Source organism: Microbacterium sp. ISL-103 (assembly GCF_018613995.1).
Lineage (GTDB): Bacteria > Actinomycetota > Actinomycetes > Actinomycetales > Microbacteriaceae > Microbacterium.
This window is the reverse complement of the sequence record NZ_JAGGPD010000357.1, coordinates 1-4969: the sequence shown is the minus strand read 5'-3', so window position 1 is coordinate 4969 and position 4969 is coordinate 1. Positions and strand designations below refer to the sequence as shown.

The 4969-nt window shown below is 71.6% G+C and carries 4 protein-coding genes; all 4 read right to left on the bottom strand.

Annotation, left to right across the window (positions count from 1 at the left end):
• On the bottom strand, positions 1 to 1564 hold a 1564-nt coding region (locus J7E68_RS13215; protein WP_215173308.1), incomplete at its 3' end, for an NAD(P)-dependent oxidoreductase.
• A complete protein-coding gene (gene xylB, locus J7E68_RS13210) occupies positions 1564 to 3069 on the bottom strand; it encodes a xylulokinase (protein ID WP_215173307.1) in 1506 nt (501 codons plus the stop codon). The genes xylB and J7E68_RS13215, both read right to left, overlap by 1 nt.
• A gap of 9 nt (positions 3070 to 3078) precedes the next feature.
• Positions 3079 to 3669: a glucose-6-phosphate isomerase family protein gene (locus J7E68_RS13205; RefSeq protein ID WP_215173304.1), complete on the bottom strand. Its 591-nt coding sequence runs from the start codon at positions 3667 to 3669 to the stop codon at positions 3079 to 3081.
• Positions 3670 to 3904: 235 nt separating this feature from the next.
• Positions 3905 to 4885, bottom strand: coding sequence for an acetylxylan esterase (locus J7E68_RS13200; RefSeq protein WP_215173301.1), 981 nt, complete (start codon positions 4883 to 4885; stop codon positions 3905 to 3907).
• Positions 4886 to 4969 lie beyond the last annotated feature (84 nt).

Sequence of the window (4969 nt, the reverse complement as noted above, 5' to 3'; positions counted from 1 at the left end):
CGGGGAACGCGGCGTCGTCGGGCGGCGGCGAGCCGGGGCGATCCTTGCCGAGGCCCGTGGCGTTCACGATCAGCGACCCCGCGGGTGCCGCCGCGACGATCGCCGCGGCATCCTGCACCGTGTCGGTGCGCGCGTACGCGATCAGCCCGTCGGCGGTGCCGTGCTGGCGGTGCACCTCGCGCAGGTGGTCGAGCCTGTCGTCGTCGCGGGCGGTCACGGTGATCTTCGCCGGAGCATCCGCCCGCTCTGCCAGTGCCCAGCTGAGGGCCGTGCCCGAGCCGCCGGCGCCGAGGATCACGACCTCCCCGTCGGTGCGGGCGAAGTGGGCGGCCGGCAGGAAGTCGTTCAGGGCGAGGTCGACGGTGAGAGGGTCTTTCGCGCGGCCGATCAGACGGTCGCCCCGCTTCGGGATGCTCGAGATCTCAGAGCACGACACGGCGAACGGGTCGAGTTCGTCGAAGAGGTCGGATGCCGCCGAGAAGACGTTCATCTTGTGGGTCGTGACGAGCGCGCCCCGGTGCTGAGGGTCGTCGCGGATCTGCTCGACCATCGCGACGTACTGCTCAGGCGTGGCATCCATCGGCAGGTCATGCCCGATCAGGTTCTCGGTGGGCAGGCCCAGCACCTCGGCCCATTTCGGGAACACCTTCATGATCGAGGACGATCCGGTGCTCACGCCGACGAAGCCCATGTAGCCGCCGGTCTCGGGAGTCGCGGGAGTGGCGGGGGTGTCGGTCACACGGTCGGCGAGGTCGGGTGCCAGCAGCGGACTCGCGCTCGCGGCGGTGTCGCCGTTCAGGGTGTCGGCGGCGTATCCGCCGAGGCGTCCGTCGTGCAGGGCCTGCGCCAGCGCGGGCTCGTCGACGAGGTCGGGGCGGGCGGTGTTCACCAGGATCATCCCGGGCCGGATGCTGTCGAGGCGCGTCGCATCGACGAGCGTCTGGCCCCCGGGGGCGTGCAGGGTGATCAGGTCGGCGGCGCGGAACAGCTCATCGAGCTCGACCGGCTCGGCCCCGCGTTCGGCGATGACGTCGGCCGGCAGGAACGGGTCGGCGGCGAGCACTCGGGCACCGAAACCGCTGAGGCGTCGGGCGACGCCCTGGCCGATGCGGCCGAAGCCCACGATGCCGACGGTGGCGGCTCCGAGTTCGCGGCCGCGCCGCACAGCCCAGTCGCCGACGCGCACGCGGCGATCGCCGTCGGGGATGAACCGGAGGGCCGCGAGCATGAGCCCGACGGCGTGATCGGCGACGGCATCCGCATTCGCACCGGGGGTGTTGGTCACCGGGATGCCGCGCCGCAGCGCCGCATCGAGATCGACCGCCTCGGTGCCGACGCCGTAGCGGGCGACGACTCTGAGGTTCGGGGCGGCGGCGAGGTGCTCGTCGGTCACGGGTCCTGTGCCGGCGATCCAGCCCTCGGCCGCGGCGAGCAGGGGTGCGAGCTCGGTGAGTCCGTGATGCGCGGGGCCGCGGACGATCTGATGGCCGGCTGCGGTCGCGCGCCCGACGAGGTCGAGATCGCCGTCTGAGAACGACCGGCTGGTGGCGAGGATGACTCCCATCAGGCGCCCTGGTCGGCGGGCGGCGCGGAAGCGAACCACGGCTCGAGCGCTGTGTAGGCATCGACGAAGCGGGTGTGACGCTGGGCGTGCACGGCGTGCCGACCGGCATCCGGTGTGAACTCCGCCGTCACCTCGCTGAGCGCCCTGGCAGCCGAGAAGTCGGCGAGGCCGAGGCCGACCGCTCCCGTGACCGCGGCGCCGAGGCTGTTGGCCTCTTCGACGATCGTGCGGCGGCGGATCGGCACACCCCAGACGTCGGCGAGGATGCCGAGCCAGGCGTCGCTCTGGGCTCCGCCGCCCACCGCATCGATGCGGTCGATCGTGGCGCCGGATTCGCGGAAGGCCTGGATGCAGGTGAGCAGGTTGTACGCCACGCCCTCGAGCACCGCTCGGGTGAGGTGGGCTCTCGTGTGGTGGCGACCGAGGCCGACGAAGGCTCCGCGGGCGTGCGGGTCCCACAGGGGGGAGCGCTCGCCGAGCAGGTAGGGGAGGAAATAGAGGTCTTCGGTGTCGAGGTCGCCACCGGCCTCAGCCGTGAGCCGCGCGGTGTCGGGGCGCGCGGGGTCGGGCGAGAGAGCCTCGGCGATCCACTGCACCGATGCGCCACCTGCCTGCATGGTCGCGGTCGGCACGAAGGAACCCGGCACGACGTTGTCGAACGTCATGGTGCGCATCTGCGGGTCGTGCAGCGGGGCGAGGCTCGCGAACGAGATCCACGACGAGGTGCCCAGGCACACGTACGCGCCGTCTTCGGGCGCGACGATGCCCGAGCCGACGGCGGCCAGCGGTCCGTCTCCGCCGCCCATCACGACGCGGACGGATGCCGGGAGCCCGAGCGCATCCGCAGACGCGGTCGTGAGGACCCCCGCGACGGTCGTCGAGTCGAGGATCTCGGGGAAGAGCGCGGCGTCGAGTTCTGCTGCGGCGCGCACGTCGGCCGACCAGGTGCCGCGCAGCTGGTCGTAGGCGTTGGTGCCCGAGGCGTCCGAGCGCTCGGTGGCGAGGCGCCCGGTGAGGCGGTAGACGATGTAGTCCTTGGCGACGCAGAAGTGGCGCACGCGCGCCCACACCTCGGGCTCGTTGTCGCGCACCCACATGATCTTCTCGAGCGAGTAGGTGGGGTTCAGTCGATGGCCGAGCACGCGGTAGGCATCCTCCGCGCCGAGGCGCTGCTCGAGCGCGCGGGTCTGCGCGCCCGAGCGGGTGTCTGCCCAGATGATCGCCGGACGCACCGGCTCGCCCTGGGCGTCGAGCAGCACGGTGCCCATCATCTGGCCGCTGACGACCAGGCCTCCGATGGTCTCGGGCCCGACGCCGGCGCGAGCGATCAGCTGTCGGGTCGCTGAGACGACGGCATCCCACCAGTCCGCCGGGTTCTGCTCGGCGATGCCGCCCGCGGCGAAGTGCGCCGGATAGGGGACGGTGACAGAGGTGACGAGGCGGCCGTCGTCATGGTGCAGGGAGGCCTTGTTGCCGGTCGTCCCCAGATCGTGCGCGATCAGCATGGCGGGAGCCTATTGCGCAGAGGCGGTCGCGGAATAGGGGCGCAGATCCACGCCCTCGCTCGCGCGATAGGCGCGCGAGCCCATGCCGTGCTCGAGCACCCAGCCGTAGTCGTGGCCGGCGCCGCCGGGATAGACCGCGAGGAACGCGTAGGGCTCGTCGCCGGTGTTGATCGAGCGGTGCGCCCAGCCGGGCGGGATGTAGCCGATGGTGCCCGGAAGCATGTCGAGCCACTCGGTGCGCTCGCCGTCGAACATGAGCAGACCGCCTCGCCCCGTGAGCGCCAGGTAGATCTCGCCCTGGTGGTTCGGATGCTGGTGGCCCTTCGTCATCCAGAGCTCACCCGAGGTGTCGCCGGGCATGATCGTCGTGATCGACTGCGGCAGTTCGCGGTCGACCTCGGGCACGGGCGAGCTGACCACGGTGTAGACGACGGGGTTGTCGCCGGCGGCAGCGGCAGCCCAGGCATCCGCGTCGAGGAACAGGCCCTCGAGGTCGGACATGCGCCGAGTGAGGGTCGGCCCCTCGGGCGAGAGCGTGAGCTTCTCGGCGTCGAAGGCGATCGCCATCGGCGAGATCGGGGGAGTGTGGAACTGGGGCATCGGTGCTCCTCGTGCGGATGCTGCGGCGCTGCGCAACCTGTAATGACAAGCTGAGTGTACCTGTTATGACAAGTGGCGTCCAGTGCTCGGATGCGCAGGCCCGGGAGCGCGGTGGTGGGCGCGCGGCGGGGATCAGGATGCGGCGCGACGCGCTCGGGTCGCAGTTGGTGCCGCATCGACGTCGTTCAGGCGGCACCAACTGCGACCGGAGCCGGGAAGCGTGGGCGCGAGCGGATCAGGATGCGGCGCGGAGTGAGCGAGCGAGGTGGGCGCGGCCGCGCCTGATCGCGTCGGCGGTCACGTCTGCGAACCCCGGATAGTCGGCATGGCCGGCCGGGAGGACGGCGAGCTCGAGCATCCGCGCCGCGTTCGCCACTGCGAACTGCCCCTGTGGCGGCACGGACTGATCCCAGAGGGCCGCCTCGACCCGCACCGGGATGCGGGCGAAGCCCAGGGCCGTCGAGGCGTCGAACCAGCGCAGCACCTCGCGGGCTTCAGGATGCGTGGCGACATGCTCTCGCACGGCCTCGCCGCTGCCGAGACACCGCACGGCCAGCCGTTCGTCGTGCTGCCCGAAGCTCGGCACGATGAGGGTCGCCCCGATATACCGCTCGTCCCACGGGAGCGCGAGGGCGCCGACGCCTCCGCCGAAGCTCTCTCCGATGTAGTACAGCGGCAGCGGGCCGGCGAGGAAGGTCAGGGCATCCGCCGCAAGCCAGAGGTCACGGGCGCACAGGCCCAGCACGTAACGCTCGGGGTCGTCGATGCCGGCGAGCACATGTTCGAGGGGCTGTTCGGGCGCGCCGATGCCCGCGTTCATCGTCGGGAGTCCGCGGGTCACCGGGAAGATCGCAGCGGCGTCGTCCGGCACACGGGCGAGGTCGATCACGTCACGCCCGCCGTACCCGTGACCATGCACGATGCCGACGCGGGCCGGTGCAGAGGTCGGCTCGACGAACCAGGCGCGCAGGCGGATGCCGTCGACGCCCGCATGCTCGATGATCGACACCCGTCGTCCGTGCGCGATCTCGGTGGAGAGCACGGTGGGGGCGGCATCCACCGTCTTCGCCTCTTCCCGCCAGCCCTGCCATCGCGCGGCGAAGCCGGTGGGCGGCGGAACCGGCGCGATCCCGCGGAGGGTCGTGAGCGTGTGGCCGTAGCTGCCGTCGAACTCGGCGTCGGGAAACCAGGCGTCGTAGGGGGAGGGGAAGGTCATGACAGGGCGACGCTACCGAACTCGAATCGGAGGCCACCGGTCACGCGGGCACCACAGGTCACGCGGGCACCACAGGTCACGCGG